Source organism: Stenotrophomonas sp. GD03794 (assembly GCF_029842145.1).
Classification (GTDB): Bacteria; Pseudomonadota; Gammaproteobacteria; order Xanthomonadales; family Xanthomonadaceae; genus Stenotrophomonas; species Stenotrophomonas riyadhensis.
This window is the reverse complement of record NZ_JAOCFV010000021.1, coordinates 1-15,186: the sequence shown is the minus strand read 5'-3', so window position 1 is coordinate 15,186 and position 15,186 is coordinate 1. Positions and strand designations below refer to the sequence as shown.

Annotated in this window: 15 protein-coding genes; 7 read left to right on the top strand and 8 right to left on the bottom strand. The window is 66.3% G+C overall.

The features are described 5' to 3' along the window. Positions 1-78: 78 nt before the first annotated feature. Together N5D91_RS12865 and N5D91_RS12860 are read right to left on the bottom strand one after the other, a co-directional pair. On the bottom strand, positions 79-1,104 hold the full coding sequence (locus N5D91_RS12865; protein WP_180854984.1) for an AI-2E family transporter: 1,026 nt from the start codon (positions 1,102-1,104) through the stop codon (positions 79-81). Between the two features lie 114 nt (positions 1,105-1,218). Beyond that, positions 1,219-2,067, bottom strand: coding sequence for an isocitrate lyase/PEP mutase family protein (locus tag N5D91_RS12860; RefSeq protein ID WP_153856581.1), 849 nt, complete (start codon positions 2,065-2,067; stop codon positions 1,219-1,221). 108 nt (positions 2,068-2,175) lie between these two features. On the opposite strand from N5D91_RS12860, the gene N5D91_RS12855 reads away from it, so the two are divergent. Next, complete coding sequence (locus N5D91_RS12855) at positions 2,176-3,108, top strand: LysR family transcriptional regulator (RefSeq protein WP_228756438.1); 933 nt, start codon at positions 2,176-2,178, stop codon at positions 3,106-3,108. Between the two features lie 53 nt (positions 3,109-3,161). Further along, a complete protein-coding gene (locus N5D91_RS12850) occupies positions 3,162-4,082 on the top strand; it encodes a bifunctional helix-turn-helix transcriptional regulator/GNAT family N-acetyltransferase (RefSeq protein ID WP_180854983.1) in 921 nt (306 codons plus the stop codon). A gap of 36 nt (positions 4,083-4,118) precedes the next feature. Here N5D91_RS12850 and N5D91_RS12845 read toward each other — a convergent pair whose 3' ends face one another. Together N5D91_RS12845 and N5D91_RS12840 are read right to left on the bottom strand one after the other, a co-directional pair. Next, positions 4,119-5,171, bottom strand: a complete 1,053-nt coding sequence (locus N5D91_RS12845) for a sensor domain-containing diguanylate cyclase (protein ID WP_110711534.1) — start codon at positions 5,169-5,171, stop codon at positions 4,119-4,121. 104 nt (positions 5,172-5,275) lie between these two features. Next, entirely contained in the window at positions 5,276-6,283 is a 1,008-nt protein-coding gene (locus tag N5D91_RS12840; protein ID WP_153856423.1) for a LacI family DNA-binding transcriptional regulator, read from the bottom strand. A gap of 95 nt (positions 6,284-6,378) precedes the next feature. Between N5D91_RS12840 and N5D91_RS12835 the strand changes: the two genes are divergently transcribed. Genes N5D91_RS12835 through N5D91_RS12815 form a run of 5 tightly spaced genes read left to right on the top strand, consistent with a single transcriptional unit; the run spans position 6,379 to position 11,011 of the window. Then, positions 6,379-7,431 (top strand): sugar phosphate isomerase/epimerase family protein, encoded by a 1,053-nt coding sequence (locus N5D91_RS12835; RefSeq protein ID WP_180854982.1) that lies wholly within the window; start codon positions 6,379-6,381, stop codon positions 7,429-7,431. Positions 7,432-7,458: 27 nt separating this feature from the next. After that, complete coding sequence (locus tag N5D91_RS12830; protein ID WP_046985714.1) at positions 7,459-8,676, top strand: nucleoside permease; 1,218 nt, start codon at positions 7,459-7,461, stop codon at positions 8,674-8,676. 12 nt (positions 8,677-8,688) lie between these two features. Then, positions 8,689-9,813: a Gfo/Idh/MocA family oxidoreductase gene (locus N5D91_RS12825; RefSeq protein WP_180854981.1), complete on the top strand. Its 1,125-nt coding sequence runs from the start codon at positions 8,689-8,691 to the stop codon at positions 9,811-9,813. Positions 9,814-9,832: 19 nt separating this feature from the next. Then, entirely contained in the window at positions 9,833-10,696 is an 864-nt protein-coding gene (locus N5D91_RS12820) for a sugar phosphate isomerase/epimerase (RefSeq protein ID WP_180854980.1), read from the top strand. A gap of 18 nt (positions 10,697-10,714) precedes the next feature. Continuing rightward, the gene (locus N5D91_RS12815) at positions 10,715-11,011 is read left to right on the top strand and encodes a cytochrome c (RefSeq protein ID WP_106467339.1); all 297 of its coding nucleotides are present in this window, start codon (positions 10,715-10,717) and stop codon (positions 11,009-11,011) included. 30 nt (positions 11,012-11,041) lie between these two features. Here the strand turns inward: N5D91_RS12815 and N5D91_RS12810 are convergent, their stop codons facing one another. The 4 genes from N5D91_RS12810 to N5D91_RS12795 are packed head-to-tail and all read right to left on the bottom strand — an operon-like array spanning position 11,042 to position 14,984. Next, positions 11,042-11,785, bottom strand: a complete 744-nt coding sequence (locus tag N5D91_RS12810) for a DUF1080 domain-containing protein (protein ID WP_258011596.1) — start codon at positions 11,783-11,785, stop codon at positions 11,042-11,044. Between the two features lie 14 nt (positions 11,786-11,799). After that, a complete protein-coding gene (locus N5D91_RS12805) occupies positions 11,800-12,375 on the bottom strand; it encodes a gluconate 2-dehydrogenase subunit 3 family protein (protein WP_180854978.1) in 576 nt (191 codons plus the stop codon). Further along, a complete protein-coding gene (locus N5D91_RS12800) occupies positions 12,375-14,060 on the bottom strand; it encodes a GMC family oxidoreductase (protein ID WP_180854977.1) in 1,686 nt (561 codons plus the stop codon). Before N5D91_RS12800 ends, N5D91_RS12805 begins: the two co-directional genes overlap by 1 nt. Positions 14,061-14,087: 27 nt before the next feature. Further along, complete coding sequence (locus tag N5D91_RS12795; RefSeq protein WP_164162019.1) at positions 14,088-14,984, bottom strand: TIM barrel protein; 897 nt, start codon at positions 14,982-14,984, stop codon at positions 14,088-14,090. Positions 14,985-15,186 lie beyond the last annotated feature (202 nt).

Sequence of the window (15,186 nt, the reverse complement as noted above, 5' to 3'; positions counted from 1 at the left end):
ATACCCCAGCCATTGCGAACGCGCCGACAAGATGGACGCGGCGACCTCACCGTGGCAATTGCGTCACATCGCGCCGCGTCAGATCCAGCGCTGGTCCACCAGCTCGCGCTTCACGTAGGCGTAGAACACCGGCGCGGCAACCAGGCCCGGCAGGCCGAACGCCGCCTCCATCACCAACATCGCCAGCAGCAGCTCCCAGGCACGCGCCTGGATCTCGCCACCGACAATGCGCGCGTTGAGGAAGTACTCCAGCTTGTGGATCACGATCAGGTACAGCAGTGCCGTAACGGCTACGTAGAACGAGACCGACAGCGCAACGATGGTGATGATGGTGTTGGAAATGATGTTGCCCACCACCGGCAGCAGGCCGGCGATGAAGGTGATCAGCACCAGGGTCTTGGACAGCGGCAGGTGCACGCCGAACAACGGCAGTACGCCCAGCAGGAAGATGGCGGTGAACACGGTGTTGAGCAGCGAGATCTTCACCTGCGCGAACACCACCTGGCGGAACGCGGTGGCCAGGCGGCTGGTACGCCCGATCAGCTCCTGCGCCAATGGTCCCATCTTCGGCAGCGGCAGTTCGTCATACAGCGCGATCATCGCGCCCAGCACCATACCGATCAGTACGCGTACACCCACCTGCACCACCGAGGTACCGGCCACGCCCAGCTGGCGCTGATGCTCGGCGGCCCAGTCGTTCAGCGCCGTGCGCAGCGCCGGCATGTCTTCAGGAATATAGGGTTGCAGCAGCGCGGGCACCTGGTGCCGGGACGAATTGAGGATGTCCATCAGCCGCGCCAGCAACGCGTCCGGGCCGCCGGTCTCGTTGCGGAAAAACGAGGCCACGCCGATCCCGGCCAGCACCAGCGCGCTGATGATCACCGCCGACAGCACGATCACCGCGATGGCCCGTGCTCTGCCCGGCGGCAACCTGCCTTCCACGGTGGAGGCCAGCAGGTGGGTCAGCTGGAACACCAGCAGGCCGGACAGCAGGGTCACCACCAGGCCCAGTTTCAGCGCCAGCCACATGCCCAGCAGCATCATCAGCCAGGCCGCGATCCTCGGAACAGGGGGCTTGGGCTGGGCAACGAGGGCGTCTTGCATGGGCGGCACGTCCGGGCAGGGTGGCCCATGGTAGAGGATTGCCAGGACGATTCCGCGTGCAGCCTGAATGGCCATTACGCTACGGCACCGGCCGCAACGGGTTCACTGCCCGGATCAGGCCCGGTCCAGTGCCAGGTACCGCGCCGTGCGCACGATCGTTTCACGTTCGCCGAAGCTGGCCAGCTCGCCGGCAATGCGCCCACTGTCGCCGGTCGCGGCAATCTCCTGCAGCGTGCGCTGCATGGCCCGGATCGCGGCCCGCTGCAGGTCCGAGGGGATGATCACCAGCCGGTAGTCGAGTTCGGCAAGCCGTTGCGCCGGCACCAGCGGTGTCTTCCCGCTGTGGAACATGTTGATCAGCTTCGGGCCGGGAACCTGCTGCGAGATCACCTCGATCTGCTCCAGTGTTTCCGGTGCCTCGACGAAGATCATGTCCGCGCCCGCCTCGACATACGCCCGAGCGCGGGCGATCGCCGCCCCCAGGCCCTCGCAGGCGATGGCGTCGGTACGCGCGACGATCATCAGTTCCGGATCGATCCGCGACTGGCAGGCGACGCGGATCTTGGTGCACATCTCACCCGCGTCGATCAGCATCTTGTCATCCAGGTGACCACAGCGCTTGGGGAAGGCCTGGTCCTCGATATGCAGGGCGGCGACGCCTGCTCTTTCAAATGCGCGCACCGTGCGTTCAACATTCGCCGTGCCGCCGAAGCCGGTGTCAGCGTCGGCGATCACCGGCAGGTCGCAGGCATCGACGATCCGCTCAACCTGTGCCAGCACTTCGCTGAGACCGAGCAGGCCGATGTCCGGCACACCGGCCGAACGCGCGATGGCCCCGCCGCTGGCATAGACCGCATCGAAGCCGGCCAGCTCCACCAGGCGTGCTGACAATCCATCGAATGCGCCCGGCGCAATCACGCTGCCCTGGCGGAGCAGATCGCGCAGCCGACGTGTCTTTTTCATGGGGTCTCCCTTGTCGTTGGACTTCTGTCGTGGGATACCGATGATGTTGCCGCCACCGGCGACCGTCCAATACCGTGTTCGTACAGCACCAGAACGTTTGAGGTTCCAATGGAACTGCGGCACCTGCGCTACTTCGTCATGACTGCCCAGCTGCAGAGCTTCACCCGGGCAGCCGAGGCGCTGCACATTGCCCAGCCGCCGCTGGGGCAGCAGATCCGTGCATTGGAGGAGGAGATCGGTACGCCGCTGTTCCATCGCCAGGGGCGCGGCGTCGTGCTCAGCGATGCGGGCCGCGTGTTCTGGTCAGCGGCAGTCGACATCCTCGCCCGTGTCGACCGCGCCAAGGAGGATGCGTTGCGCGCCGCGCATGGTGAGGCCGGCATCCTGACCTTGGGCCTGACCGAATCGGCCTCGTTCAATGAAGCAGTGACCACACTGCTGCGCAGGTTCAAGCAGGCGCATCCCGCCGTGCAGCTGCAGCTGGTCGAAGATGGCAGTGAATCGCTGGTCCGGCGGTTGGATGACGGCGAACTGGACGCGGCGATCATGCGTCCACCGTACTCGCATCCTGGCGAACTGGTGATCCAGCAGCTCAGTGCCGAGCCCCTGGTGGCGGTACTCCCCGCCGACCACCCGTTGGCCGGCCGCGGGAGCATCGCGTTGGCCGAGCTGCGCGACGAGCGCTTCATTCTTTTCTCGCGGAAATCAGGCTATGGCCTGAGTGCAGACGTGGTCGCGGCCTGCCGCAGCCAGGGCTTCACGCCCACCATCCAGCAGGAAGCGCCGCAGGTCGCCTCCGCCATCAATCTCGCCGCCGCCGGATTGGGCATCGCCATCGTGCCGGCCTCGATGCAGAACCTGCACCGGCCCGGCCTCGCCTTCGTGGCGCTGCAGCTGGGGATGCCGACCACAACGCTGCAGCTGGCCGTGCGCAGCCAGCATCCCGCACTGGCAGCCGCGCTCCTTCGCTGCGCAGGTGGCACCGGGCAAGCGCAGCCATGTCCTGACGACCCCGCCAGCAAAGATCGGCCCGGCGCTTGATTATTTGACTTTGGCAAGCAATTATTTGCCCAAGTCAAATATATGGACCTGCCATGTCGACGGGCACCCTTTCCGAACGCGCCGACGCGGTGCGGCGCTTCAACCGCTTCTACACGCGGCAGATCGGCGTGCTGCAGGAATCACTGCTGCGCAGCGGCCTGTCCCTCACCGAAGTCCGCATCCTGTACGAACTGGCCCACCATGCACCGCTGTCGCCCTCGGACCTGTGCCGCGAGCTGGGCCTGGACGCTGGCTATGTGAGCCGGGTAACCGCCAGGTTCGAGCGGCAGGGCTACCTCCGAAAGGAGCGCTCGGCCGAGGACGCGCGCGTGGTCGTTCTGACCCTGACGGCGCTGGGGCAGAGCGTGTTCGCGCCGCTGGAAGAGACCTCGCGGCAGGAGATGATCGATCTGCTGGCGGCGCTGCCCGACATGGCGCAGGTGAAACTGCTTGCGGCCATGGGCCAGATCGAAAGCGTGCTGGGCGACAGCCCGCCCTCGTACCTGCTGCGTGACCCGCGGCCGGGCGACATGGGGCTGGTGGTCTCGCGGCAAGCCGCGCTGTACGCCCGCGAATTCGGCTGGAACGCGGAGTACGAAGCACTGGTATCGGAAATCGTCGCCAAGTACCTGCGCGAGCTGGACCCGGCGCGCGAACGCTGCTGGATTGCCGAGAAGGACGGCGACATGGTCGGCTCGGTGTTCGTGGTCCGGCAGGACGACACCACCGCCAAGCTGCGCCTGCTCTATGTGGATGCCACCGCACGCGGCATGGGCATCGGTGCCCGCCTGGTCGAGGAGTGCATCGCGTTTGCGGTGTCCGCCGGCTACACGCGGATGACGCTCTGGACCAACAGCGTGCTGGCCGATGCCCGGCGCCTGTACGAACGTGCCGGTTTCCAGCTTGTACAGGAAGCCCCCCACCACAGCTTTGGCCATGACCTGCTCGGCCAGGTCTGGGAACGGGCGCTCTGACAGCCGCCACGTGCGCATGCCACGCACGGCTGCGCGTCAGTCCCCCCAGCTGGCGGTGTTCTTGCCTTGCCGCTTGGCGTGATAGAGAGCCTTGTCTGCCGTGGCCAGCCAGTCTTCCACACTGCCCTGGCCCGGCGTTGCCGCAATGCCGATGCTGACGCTGAACTCGATACCCGGCGTCGCCTGTCGCGCGGCTTCCAGCAGGTGCAGGCGGACCCGTTCGGCCACATGCATCGCGTCACTGGGCGCACAGTCGCGCAGCAGCACGACGAACTCATCGCCGCCCAGCCTCGCAGGCGTATCGCCGGGGCGCGCGAATTCGCGCAATGTGGCAGCGATCTGGCGCAACACCTCATCCCCGGCGCGGTGGCCGTGTGAATCATTGATGTGCTTGAAATCATCCACATCAAGCATCAGCAGGCAGGCCAGGCCCCCCTGCCCCTGCGCCCTGTCCAGCACCTGCTGCGCGCGAAGGATCAGGAAGCCGCGGTTGGCCAGCTCCACCAGCGGATCCATCCGGCTCAGCCGCTGCAGCTGCCGGTTCTGCGATTTGACCCGGCGCGCCAGCTGCCAGCTGAGGATGCTCAGCCCGATGCCGTAGACGAACAGGAACGGCACGCTGAGCACGATCGTGCGCTGCGAGGAAACGGGTTGGTAAGGGAAGCCGAGCGCCCACCAGGTGATCGCGAAACCCAGCAGCAGTGCCAACGTGGCCCGCATCGCCAGGCGCACGCCGCCGGCAGCGATCTTGTCGGCGACCAGCAATGCGGCGAACAGCGCACTGGGAACCGCACTCAGCGCCATGAAGGCGATCCAGCCGCCGCCGAAGAAGGAGTCGGCGACCATGCAGCGGAACTGCGCCTGTGCGGGCTGGCGGGCGCGCTGGGTCAGCACCAGCGCGAGCGCCGGCCAGGCCAGCGCATTGAGCAGCAGCAACGCCCAGGCCAACACACCGTCCTGGCGTTCGAGAATGATCGAGGCGATGGGAATCGCGCCCAGGCCATTGCCGACGAAGCGCATCCAGCCGATGCGACGTGCCGCGCCGATGCCTTCGACCGCGACTTCCGTCGAGTCCGTCAAGAACGGCATTGCCGACCCCCTTGCGCGATCGCACGCCCTTGCCGGGCGGCCTGTGGTGAGTCTGACAGCTCTGCGTCAATTCGGGATCAAGGATTCACGGCGGCCACCCTGCCTCACCCACGCCTGGGTGGCGCCGTTGAACCCCGCAGCATCAGGCTGAAATCCAGCGTCTGCTGCAGCGGCATGTCGACATGTTCGATGATGGCGAGCAGCAGATGGACCGCCCGCTCACCGATCTCCCGCATCGGTTGCCGGATGGTGGTCAATGGCGGCGTGAGGTAGCGGGAAGATGCCAGATCATCGAAGCCGACGATGGACAGGTCCTCCGGCACGCGGATGCCCAGATCGCGGCAGGCCGCCAGCGCACCCAGCGCCATCTGGTCGCTGAAGCAGAAGATCGCCGTTGGTGCGGACCTGCCGTCCAGCAGCGCCATGGCAGCCGCATGGCCGGATTCCACGGAAAAATCCCCCGGCACGATGCTCAGCTGGCGCAGGCGGCCACGCACCTTGCCGGCCGCCCGTGCCCCTTCCAGCCGTTGCTGGTGCAGCGGATTGTCCGGCGGTCCGCCGACCACGGCGATCCGCTCGTGTCCCAGCGCATACAGATGTTCCATGACCACGCGCGCGGCCGCGGCGTTATCGATATGGACGCTGGGAATGCCCAGCGCGGGGTCGAACTCGCAGCCGTTGATCACCGGCGCGGCGGCACCGCGCTGCTCGACGATCTCGCGCGCCGTCGGCGGCAGCCGGTGCCCCAGCACTATCATGCCGTCGGCCTCGTTGCGCCGGAGCATCTGCGCGTAGCGCTCCTCGCGATCGGGTTGATGCTGGGTATCGCCCAGCAGCACTGCGTAGCCGACCGCCTGTGCGGCGTCCTCCGCGCCCTGCAGGATCTGCGCGAAGAACGGATTGGCGATGTCCGGGACGGTGACCAGGATCTTGCCGCTGCGCTGGGTCTTCAGCGTGCGGGCCACCGTGTTGGGCACATACCCCAGCGCGGCAGCGGCCTGCTCGATGCGCGCGCGGGTGGCGGGCAGCACTTTGTCCGGTCGCGAAAGCGCCCGCGACACGGTGCCTGCGGAGACGCCGACGTGCTTTGCGATGTCGTAGATGGTAGCCATGGCGTTAGTTCTCCTGTCTGCTGTGCAGTGCACAACAGGTCCTGCGTGAGCCCCTGCTAGGATAATGCAATCGATTGCATCGAGGGCGAATCACGTTGAAGACGCTCAAGGGTCCAGCGCTGTTCCTGGCGCAGTTCATCGGCGACACGACTCCTTTTGATCGGCTGGACACGCTGGCCGGGTGGGCCGCGGGTCTGGGCTATTCTGGCGTACAAGTCCCCACCAGCGCGCCCCACCTGTTCGACCTGGCCGAGGCGGCGCGCAGCCAGGCGTACTGCGACGACGTCGCCGGCATGCTGGCCGGTCATGGCCTGCAGATCACCGAGCTGTCCACCCATCTGCAAGGGCAGCTGGTCGCGGTCCATCCGGCCTACGACAGCCTGTTCGACGGATTCGCGCCAGCGGACAAGCGCGGCGACCCGGCCGCGCGCCAGGCTTGGGCAGTCGAGCAGCTTCTGCTGGCCGCCAAAGCCAGCCAGCGCCTGGGGCTGACCGCGCATGCCACGTTCTCCGGCGCATTGGCCTGGCCCTATTTCTATCCTTGGCCGCAGCGCCCACCGGGGCTGGTGGAGGAAGCCTTCGCCGAACTCGGCCGTCGCTGGCGTCCGCTCCTCGATGCCTTCGATGCCTGCGGCGTGGACCTGTGCTTCGAGATCCACCCGGGTGAGGACCTGCACGACGGCGCGACCTTCGAGCGCTTCCTCGACGTGGTGGACCATCATCCCCGCGCGAAGATCCTGTACGACCCCAGCCACCTGCTGCTGCAGCAGATGGACTACCTGGGGTTCATCGACCGCTACCACGCGCGCATCGGCATCTTCCACGTCAAGGACGCGGAGTATCGCGCCAGCGCGAGCAGCGGCGTGTATGGCGGCTACCAGGACTGGATCGATCGTCCGGGCCGGTTCCGTTCGCCCGGTGACGGCCAGATCGACTTCAAGGCGATCTTCTCCAAGTTCGCCCAGTACGACTTCCCCGGATGGGCGGTACTGGAATGGGAGTGCTGCCTGAAGCACCCGGAGGACGGCGCACGCGAAGGTGCCGCCTTCATCCGCGACCACATCATCCGGGTGACCGAGCGCGCCTTCGATGACTTCGCCGACAGCGGCACGGACGCCGCATCACTGCACCGCATGCTGGGAATCTGAGCCATTACCGCCCCGGGAGGGCAAGCCATGTCGCACGCCATGTCGCGCTTGGGCGCGATGATGTTTCTGCAGTTCTTCATCTGGGGAGCGTGGTTCGTGACCCTCGGGACGTACCTGGTGCAGGGCCCGCTGCAGGCCAGCGCCAGCCAGGTCGCCACCGCCTTCCTCAGCCAGTCGATCGGCGCGATCGTGGCGCCGTTCCTGGTCGGCCTGATCGCCGATCGCTACTTCGCCGCGCAGCGCATCCTCGCGGTGCTGCACCTGGCCGGCGCGGTACTGATGTGGCTGGCGTCCACCGCCACCAGCTTCAGTGTGTTCTCGGCCTGCGTGATGGGCTACATGCTGCTGTTCATGCCGACGCTGGCACTGGCCAACAGCGTGGCGATGCGGCACATGCAGTCGCCCGAGAAACAGTTCCCGCTGGTACGCGTGGCCGGCAGCATCGGCTGGATCGTCGCAGGCGTGCTGATCGGCTGGCTGGGGTGGGAGCAGGCGCATCGGCTCGAACTGACCTTCCGCATGGCGGCGCTGGCATCGCTGGTACTGGGCCTGTATGCGTTCACCCTGCCGCACACGCCGCCACTGGCACAGCAGCGCGACGCTGGGCTGGGGCAGATCCTGGGGCTGGACTCGCTGCGGCTGCTGAAGTCGCGCGCCTACCTGGTGTTCTTCCTGGCCTCCATCGCCATCTGCATCCCGCTGTCGTTCTACTACAACTTCACCAATCCGTATCTCAACGACCTGGGCGTGCGCGGCGCCGCGGGCCTGCAGTCGCTGGGCCAGGTTTCCGAGGTGCTGCTGATGCTGGCCATGCCGTTCCTGTTCGTGCGGCTGGGGGTGAAGACCATGCTGGCGGTCGGCATGGCGGCCTGGGTGGTGCGCTACGTCCTGTTCGCCTTCGGCGATGCGGGCAGCGGCTTCTCGCTGCTGGTGATCGGCATCGTGCTGCACGGCATCTGCTACGACTTCTTCTTCGTCACCGGCCAGATCTACACCGATGCCCATGCCGGCCCCGCCGTGCGCAGCAGCGCGCAGGGCTTCATCACCCTGGCCACGTACGGCGTGGGCATGCTGATCGGCACCTTCCTGTCCGGCGCGGTGGTGGAGCACTTCACCACGGCCGCCGGACGCGACTGGCAGCAGATCTGGCTGTTCCCGGCCGCTGTCGCGCTGGTCGTGCTGATCGCCTTCCTGCTGCTGTTCCGCGACCGGCCCGCCGTGGCCGCCGCATCTTCCACACCCTGAGGATTCGAGCCGATGCCAACGCTTGGAATCGCCATCGTCGGCACCGGCATGATCGGCGCCGTGCACCGCCGCGCGGCCTTGCTCGCCGGTGCCGAGGTACGCGGCGTCGCCGCTTCGTCAGCGCAGCGCGCGCGTGAGATGGCGCAGCTGTGGAATGTCCCGCGCGCCTACCGGGATATCGAGGAGGTGATCGCCGATCCGCAGGTGCAGGTCGTGCATGTCTGCACGCCCAACCATCTGCACCGCGCGATGGCGCAGGCCGCGCTGGAAGCCGGCAAGCACGTGATCTGCGAGAAACCGCTGGCGACCACGCTGGACGATGCGCAGGCGCTGGCGGCGTTGGCCACGTCGAACGGACTCGTCGCCACGGTACCCTTCGTCTACCGCTACCACCCGGTGATCCGCGAAGCGCGCGCACGCATCGCCCAAGGCGATCTGGGGCCGCTGCACCTGATCCACGGCAGCTACCTGCAGGACTGGCTGCTGGACCCGGCCAGCAACAACTGGCGCGTGGACCCGGCGTTGGGCGGCACGTCGCGCGTATTCGCCGACATCGGTTCGCACTGGTGCGACCTGGTGGAATGGGTCAGCGGCGAACGCTTCGTCGAGGTCAGCGCGGCGTTCTCTACGGTCATCGCCGAGCGCGGCGCCGTCAGCGGACAGAGCTTCAGCACGCCAACCGCAGCCAGCGCAATGCAGGAGGTAACGAGCGAGGACGTGGCTGCGGCGATGTTCAGGACCGGTGCCGGTACGCTGGCATCTCTGACGGTCAGCCAGGTCTCGGCCGGACGCCACAATCGCCTCTGGTTCGAGATCGATGGCGCAAAGGCCAGCGTGGCCTTCAACCAGGAGGATGCCGAGCGGCTGTGGATCGGCCTGCCCGACCAGCGCGAGGAGGTCTTCGTACGCGGGCCGGGCGCCGGCAGTGCCGAACAGCGCCGGCTGTCGCTGCTACCCGCCGGCCACGCGCAGGGCTACGCCCAGTGCTTCGAAGCATTCGTCGCCGACAGCTATCGCGCCATCGAGGGCGAGCGGCCGCAGGGCCTGCCCACCTTCGAGGACGGCGTGCGCTCGGCGCGGATCGTCGATCGTGTCATTGCATCGGCCAGGTCGCGTGCCTGGACTGCCATCGGTTGAAACCCGGGAGGATCTGTTGATGAAAGCCCTTGTCCATGGAACTGCAAGCCTCGTCCTGCTGCTCGCTGCCCTGCCCGCTTTCGCAGTCGAAGCCGCCAGCACGCAGCAACCGATCGCGGTGCAGATGTACACCCTGCGCGATGCCGGCTCGCTCGAGCAGCAGCTGAAGATCGTCCACGACGCAGGCGTCCATGCGGTGGAAACTGTCGGCACGCAGAACACCAGCGCGGCCGAACTCAAGCAGCTGCTGGACCGGTATTCGATCAGGGCGGTTTCATCGCATGTGCCGCTGGCCGAGCTGCGCAGCAATCTGGACGGGGTGGTGACCTTCAACCGGTCGATCGGCAACACGACGCTGGTGGTGCCGTACCTGGACAAGAAGGATCGCCCGATCGATGCCGCCGGCTGGACCGCCCTGGGCCAAGAACTGGGCCGCATCGCAAAACAGGTGCGTGGCAAGGGCATGCGCCTGGCCTATCACAATCACGACTTCGAACTGGCCGACTTCGACGGCAGGACCGGACTGGAGCTGCTGTTCGCCGCCGCCGGTCCCGACCTGCAGACCGAGCTGGACCTGGCCTGGGTCGCGCGTGCGGGCCTGGACCCGGCGGTGATGCTGGCAAAGTTCCGCGGCCACGTATTCGCGGTGCACGCCAAGGACAATGCGCCCAAGGGCCAGGCCGAAGACGAAGGCGGATTCGCTGCGGTGGGCCAGGGCGTGCTGGACTGGAACGCGATCCTGCCTGCTGCGGCAGCCGCCGGCGTGCACTGGTACATCATCGAGCACGACCACCCGCGCGATCCGGCCAAGGTCATCCAGACCGGTGCGGACTACCTGCGTGAACACCTGACCACCCGCGTGCCCGCCCGTGCGCGGCGCTGACGCATCAAGGAGCCCCACATGAAAATGATCCTGGCAATGGCGGTGGCCCTGGGCGGCATGAGCGTTGCGACAACCGCCTGGTGCAAGGACGATCCGGCTGCGGGTGCAAAGCTCTACACCGCGAACTGCGTGGCCTGCCACGGCGCCGATCGCGCGGGCATGCCGGGCGCGTTCCCGGCGCTCACCGATATCGGCAAGCGCATGGCACCCGCGCAGATCAAGGAAAAGATCAGCAAGGGCGGCGGATTGATGCCGCCCTTCTCCCAGCTGTCGCAACAGGAAATCGATGACATCGCCAGCTACCTGGCGAAGTGAGCGGCCGGCGACCACGCCGGCCACGTGCCACTACAGCTCGCGCACCCAGATGTTGCGGTAGCTGACCCTGGCGTCATGTTCCTGCAGATAGAGCGGCGCACACGCATGCGGCGCGTACGAAGGCGCGCCGATGTACTCGGTCCTGCCTGCCAGCACGGTGTCGTCCTGCACCAGCACGCCGTTGTGCAGCACCGTGATGCGCGCGGGCGAGACAAGCCCGCCGCCCTGCGAGAAACGTGGCGCCTTCCAGAGGATGTCGTAGGCCTGCCACTGTCCCGGTGCGCGCGAGGCGTTCACCAACGGCATGGCCTGCTTGTAGATCGAGCCCGCCTGGCCATTGGCATAGGTCGGGTTGTTGTAGCTGTCGAGCACCTGCAGCTCGTACAGCTCCTGCAGGAAGATGCCGCTGTTGCCGCGGTTCTGTCCGTCGAAGCCCTTCGTGTCGGTGGGCGTGCGCCACTCGACATGCAGCTGGACGTCGCAGAAGCGTTGCCTGGTGCGGATGCCCTTGCTGCCGGGCACGACGGTCATGGCGCCATCGGCAACCTTCCAGGGCACGCGTCCGCCCTGCTCCGACTCCCACGCAGAGACATCCTTGCCATCGAACAGCACGATTGCATCGGACGGGGCCTTGCCTGGCGGCGTAGCCACGGTTGCAGGCACCGGCGTCCACACCTCGGTCTTCTTCGGATCGCGCGCGGCGTCGGCACCGTTCTGCGCGAACACGGGTGCGGCGACCAGCACGGTGGCCGCGATCAGCAGTGGCTTGATCATCCTGTTGCGCTCCATCAGCTGGTCCCCCAGGCGGGCGTGCCGGGAACATAGGCGAGATCGCCGTCGTAGCGCCCCGGCACGGCGACGTACTGCAGCACCCCGGTCGCGCCGACCTTGGAGGTGAAGAAGCCGAAGATGGCCAGCTGCTTGAGCATCGTGAAGTAGTGCGGCATCGCCTCGCCCTCTTCAGGCGTACCGGTTTCGGTCACATCGGCATGGCGTGCCTTGGCTTCGGCGTCCAGCGTGCGCAGCAATTCGGTTCGGGCTTCCGGCGTGAGCGACGCGAAGCGGCCGCCGGCGCGTTTGTCGATGTCGGCCAGCCCTGCGCGGAACGTCGCCTGCTGCCGGGCGGTATAGCAGTCGCTGACGAACGTCGCCATGAACAGGCCGGCGCCGGCATCCTTCGCCCCTGGCGTCCGGGTCCGCGGCAGGATGGTCTCGGCGATCTCGTCCAGCGTGGCGACGTCGGCATCGGAGAAATGAATCTTGGTGGCGGCGGCCGGTGCCTGCCCCTGCACAAGCGCAGGCAACCCAACCATGGCCGCACCGGTGGCGGCGACGATCATCTTCAACAGCTCGCGGCGATCCATCACAGGTTCCCCGCTTTCAGTTCGCGCACCGCATGGTCGGCCGCGCGCGCGGTCAGCGCCATGTAGGTCAACGAAGGATTCACGCAGGCGCTGGAGGTCATGCAGGCCCCGTCGGTCACATAGACGTTGGGTGCATCCCAGACCTGGTTGTGCGGGTTCAGCACCGAGCTCTTCCGATCACGTCCCATGCGCGCGGTCCCCATTTCGTGGATGCCCTTGCCCGGGGCGTAGTCGTTGTCGTGCATCTTCACGTCCTTGACGCCGGCCGCCTCCAGCATCTCGGCGGCATCGGCGGCCATGTCCTTGCGCATCGCCAGTTCGTTGGCGCGCATGGCAACGTCCATCGCCAGCACCGGCAGCCCCCACTTGTCCTTGCGGTCGCGGTCCAGGCGGATCGTGTTGTCGTGGTGCGGCAGCATTTCACCGAACCCGGTCATGCCAATGCGCCAGTCACCGGGCACGGTCAGCGCCTCCTTCAGGTCGGCACCGATGTTCAGCTCGGCGATCTCGCGCGACCAGCCGGTGCGGCTGGCGCCGCCCTGGTAACCGAACCCGCGCAGGTAGCCGCGCTTGTCGGCCGCAACGTTGCGGAAACGCGGAATGTAGAAGCCGCAGGGACGACGGCCGAAGTAGTACTTGTCTTCATAGCCCTCGACCCGGCCCGAGGCGCCCGCCCCGAAATGATGGTCCATCACGTTGTGCCCGAGCTCGCCCGACGAGGACCCCAGCCCGCCCTCCCACACATCGGTGGCCGAGTTCATCAGCAGCCACGTCGAGTTGAACGACGACGCGTTGAGGAAGATGACCTTGGCGGTGTACTGGTAGGTCTGGCCGGTCTCGGCGTCGATGACCTCCACGCCGCGGGCACGCTTGCGGTCCTTGTCGTAGAGCACTTCCTTGACGATCGAGAACGGCCGCAAGGTCAGGTTTCCGGTCTTCATCGCCGCTGGCAGCGTCGCCGCCTGGGTCGAGAAGTAGGCACCGAAGGGGCAGCCAAGGATGCACTTGTTGCGGTACTGACAGTTGACGCGGCCCTGCTCGGGCATCGGCTTGGTGATGTTGGCGGTGCGCGAGTGGATCATGTGCCGGGTACCGCCGAACGCCTTTTTGATCCGTGCAGCTACGTCCTTCTCGACGATGTTCAACGGGATCGGCGGCAGGAACTCACCATCCGGCAACACATCCAGTCCTTCGCGCGTGCCGGCGATGCCGGCGAACTTTTCCACATGGTCGTACCACGGCGCGATGTCGGCGTAGCGGATCGGCCAGTCGATGGCGATGCCGTCCTTGAGGTTGGCCTCGAAGTCCAGGTCGGAGAAGCGATAGCTCTGCCGGCCCCACAACAATGAGCGACCACCGACGTGGTAGCCGCGGAACCAGTCGAAGCGCTTGGTTTCGATGTAGGGCGAGTCCTGTTCGTTGGCCCACATCCCTTCCAGGTTCTCGGCCAGTCCGTAGTCGCGCATCAGCACCGGGAACTCGGCCTTCATGGCCTGCGTTGGCCGGTTGCGGTGCGGGAAGTCCCACGCTTCCTTCATCGCATTGACGTAGTCCTTGACGTGCTCGATGTTGCGCCCGCGTTCCAGCATCAGGACCTTAAGGCCCTTTTCGGTCAGCTCCTTCGCCGCCCAACCGCCACTGATTCCCGAGCCAACAACAATGGCGTCGTAGTGATTATCTGCCATGGGTTTCTCACCTGGGTGGATATCGTTTCAGACGTCGCAGAGGCGGATCGCCTCGCGCAATGAGGCAACGGGATCGGGCGCTGCAGGCGTGAACTCCTGCGCCAGATACCCCTTGAAACCGGTGTCGCGGATCGCGCGACAGATGGCCGGATAGTGGAGCTCCTGCTGGTCTCCGATCTCGTTCCGGCCAGGCACGCCTGCGGTGTGGTAATGCTTGAAGCAGGCGTGATGCTTGCCGATGGTGGCGATGATGTCGCCCTCCATGATCTGCATGTGGTAGATGTCGTAGAGCAGGCCGAAGTTGTCCGAGCCGAGCCGCTGGCACAGCTCCACACCCCATGCGGAGTGGTCGCACAGGTAGTCGCGATGGTCGACCTTGGAGTTCAGCAGCTCCATCACCAGTACGACGCCGCGCTTCTCGGCATGCCCGAGGATGCGCTTGAGGCCGGCCTCGGCATTGGCCATGCCTTCGGCGGGGTCCATGCCGTTGCGATTACCGGAGAAGCAGATCAGGTTGCGGTAGCCGGCGTCAGCCACCAGGTCGATGTGCTGCGTGTAGCGCTCCACCAGCTGGTCGTGGAATTCGCGGCCGGCAAAGCCCTTGGTCAGGCCCAGCTCCGCGCCGTTGCACATCGAGCTGTACACGCCATTGGCCTTCAGCGTGGGCCAGTCTTCCGGGCCGACCAGGTCGATCGCGGCAAAACCAATCTCCTTCACCGTCGCGCAGAGCTGGGCGACCGACAGTTGCGGGAAGGTCCAACGGGCCACGGAGTGCTTCAGGTTGCCCTTGAGCGCTGCGGTGGCGGCGAATGCAGGCAACGCTCCCGCAGTACCCAGAGCTACGCCTCCAGCAACTGCCATGCGCAACGCATCGCGCCGCGTGAGGCCCGTCGCCGGAGCCGGTCTGATCGAATGGATGGACATCCACCTGCCGGCCTCCCAACCGGTATCAAACGCAACGATTCACAGCAATGCAATCGATTGCACCATAGGGGAGGAAATTGTCTGTTTGCAAGTCGCGGTGCACGAAAATTCAATGCTGCGGGGCACAACTCCGCAGGAATCGCGGACAAAGAAAAGCCCCGCATGAGCGGGGCTTTCTTTTGTGCTGCAGGCGAGCGTCCGA

Coding starts and splice junctions, on each gene's coding strand:
- N5D91_RS12865 (WP_180854984.1), bottom strand. CDS start 1,104: ATGCAAGACGCCCTCGTTGCCCAGCCCAAGCCCCCTGTTCCGAGGATC.
- N5D91_RS12860 (WP_153856581.1), bottom strand. CDS start 2,067: ATGAAAAAGACACGTCGGCTGCGCGATCTGCTCCGCCAGGGCAGCGTG.
- N5D91_RS12855 (WP_228756438.1), top strand. CDS start 2,176: ATGGAACTGCGGCACCTGCGCTACTTCGTCATGACTGCCCAGCTGCAG.
- N5D91_RS12850 (WP_180854983.1), top strand. CDS start 3,162: ATGTCGACGGGCACCCTTTCCGAACGCGCCGACGCGGTGCGGCGCTTC.
- N5D91_RS12845 (WP_110711534.1), bottom strand. CDS start 5,171: ATGCCGTTCTTGACGGACTCGACGGAAGTCGCGGTCGAAGGCATCGGC.
- N5D91_RS12840 (WP_153856423.1), bottom strand. CDS start 6,283: ATGGCTACCATCTACGACATCGCAAAGCACGTCGGCGTCTCCGCAGGC.
- N5D91_RS12830 (WP_046985714.1), top strand. CDS start 7,459: ATGTCGCACGCCATGTCGCGCTTGGGCGCGATGATGTTTCTGCAGTTC.
- N5D91_RS12825 (WP_180854981.1), top strand. CDS start 8,689: ATGCCAACGCTTGGAATCGCCATCGTCGGCACCGGCATGATCGGCGCC.
- N5D91_RS12820 (WP_180854980.1), top strand. CDS start 9,833: ATGAAAGCCCTTGTCCATGGAACTGCAAGCCTCGTCCTGCTGCTCGCT.
- N5D91_RS12815 (WP_106467339.1), top strand. CDS start 10,715: ATGAAAATGATCCTGGCAATGGCGGTGGCCCTGGGCGGCATGAGCGTT.
- N5D91_RS12810 (WP_258011596.1), bottom strand. CDS start 11,785: ATGATCAAGCCACTGCTGATCGCGGCCACCGTGCTGGTCGCCGCACCC.
- N5D91_RS12805 (WP_180854978.1), bottom strand. CDS start 12,375: ATGGATCGCCGCGAGCTGTTGAAGATGATCGTCGCCGCCACCGGTGCG.
- N5D91_RS12800 (WP_180854977.1), bottom strand. CDS start 14,060: ATGGCAGATAATCACTACGACGCCATTGTTGTTGGCTCGGGAATCAGT.
- N5D91_RS12795 (WP_164162019.1), bottom strand. CDS start 14,984: ATGTCCATCCATTCGATCAGACCGGCTCCGGCGACGGGCCTCACGCGG.